The sequence below is a fragment of the Comamonas sp. genome (genome assembly GCF_009360615.1).
Taxonomy (GTDB): domain Bacteria; phylum Pseudomonadota; class Gammaproteobacteria; order Burkholderiales; family Burkholderiaceae_C; genus Comamonas.
In genome coordinates this window covers 1-1,183 of the sequence record NZ_SPEY01000031.1, presented here as the reverse complement: position 1 = coordinate 1,183, position 1,183 = coordinate 1, and the positions used below count along the sequence as shown (strand labels likewise).

Genomic DNA, 1,183 nt, shown 5'->3' with positions numbered 1-1,183 from the left:
ACAAGGACAAGACGCTCCAGCGTGAATTCACCGAACGCGAAGACGGCTCGATCGCCGAGACCCGCATCCTCACCGACAAGTTTGTGCCCGTCATCCGCGCGTGGGACATGACGCCTGGCTCCGCGACACGGGGCGAGGTGTTGACCATCCGCTGACTCACCGGACGCGCTGCCGTCCTGCTATTCCCACATCGAAGGAGAAACACCATGTTCGCAAACCCGTTCAAGCGGCCCGCGCCGCAGAAGCAACCGTTGTTCGCACCGGGTACGCTGAAGTTGAGCGAGAAGGTGCATTGGTTGGCACGCAAAGGCCTGATCGACCCCTTGGCCTATGTCCAGCGCCACGTGCGCGGTGACTGGGGCGAGATCGACGAGGCCACCCGCCAAGCCAACAACGTCGCAATCCAACAGGACAACCTAATGATCTCGCAGTTCAGGATCACGCCGGACCTGGCACTGATCGTCAAGACCAGCGAGGACCATGAAACCACGGTGGTCCAGCTATCCGAGGAGCAAGATCTGATTTGACGGCCCCACATCGTCATTCTCATCCACCTGACGGAGCCACTTCACTCCGCCAGGGGTGTCGTGGCTCAATAACCTTTCAAGGAGGAGCCCATGGCATCACATCGCATCGAAACCTACTGCCAGAGGCTGGCGTTCCCCATCGGGGCGCTTATCTTCAGCAAAGGCATTGACCGCCTGGTCCGCTCGGGTCGCCTCGACCCGATCCCGTACTTCAGGCGCCACACCCGTGGTGACTGGGGCGACGTCAACGTCCAGCAATGGCAGGCCAACAGCACCGCGCTTCAATCAGGTGCTTCGCTGGCATCGCACTACGTGATCCACCCAGGGCTGGCCATTCGCATCGTTACCGACGCGGAGCGCCGCGCCACCGTCATCGTTCTGCCGTCCGAGGACTGAGCACGGTTCACCCGCTGGCCATCCAGGCCAGCACCTTCAACCACCTTCGGCCACGCGCCGATTTACTTCCCACCACGGGGCATGCCACTGCCCCACTGGGGGTGGTGCATGCCCCATTTTCTTTGGAGCATCACCATGTCCCTCGATCTCGAAACCAATGCCGCTGAAGCCGCGCCCGTACAGGGCGAACTGCTCGATGCGGAATCTTCCCCTCTGACCCTGAGCCTTCAGGATTTCGTCGGCGAGTTCGGCGACGAACT

The 1,183-nt window shown here is 61.5% G+C and carries 2 protein-coding genes and 1 pseudogene; all 3 read left to right on the top strand.

From position 1 onward, the window contains the following. Positions 1 to 155 (top strand): annotated as a pseudogene (locus E2583_RS11085) (class I SAM-dependent methyltransferase); the annotation flags it as partial. Positions 156 to 206: 51 nt separating this feature from the next. Further along, positions 207 to 527, top strand: coding sequence for a hypothetical protein (locus E2583_RS11080; protein ID WP_009459687.1), 321 nt, complete (start codon positions 207 to 209; stop codon positions 525 to 527). A gap of 90 nt (positions 528 to 617) precedes the next feature. Continuing rightward, a complete protein-coding gene (locus tag E2583_RS11075) occupies positions 618 to 923 on the top strand; it encodes a hypothetical protein (RefSeq protein WP_009459685.1) in 306 nt (101 codons plus the stop codon). Positions 924 to 1,183 lie beyond the last annotated feature (260 nt).

Coding starts and splice junctions, on each gene's coding strand:
- E2583_RS11080 (WP_009459687.1), top strand. CDS start 207: ATGTTCGCAAACCCGTTCAAGCGGCCCGCGCCGCAGAAGCAACCGTTG.
- E2583_RS11075 (WP_009459685.1), top strand. CDS start 618: ATGGCATCACATCGCATCGAAACCTACTGCCAGAGGCTGGCGTTCCCC.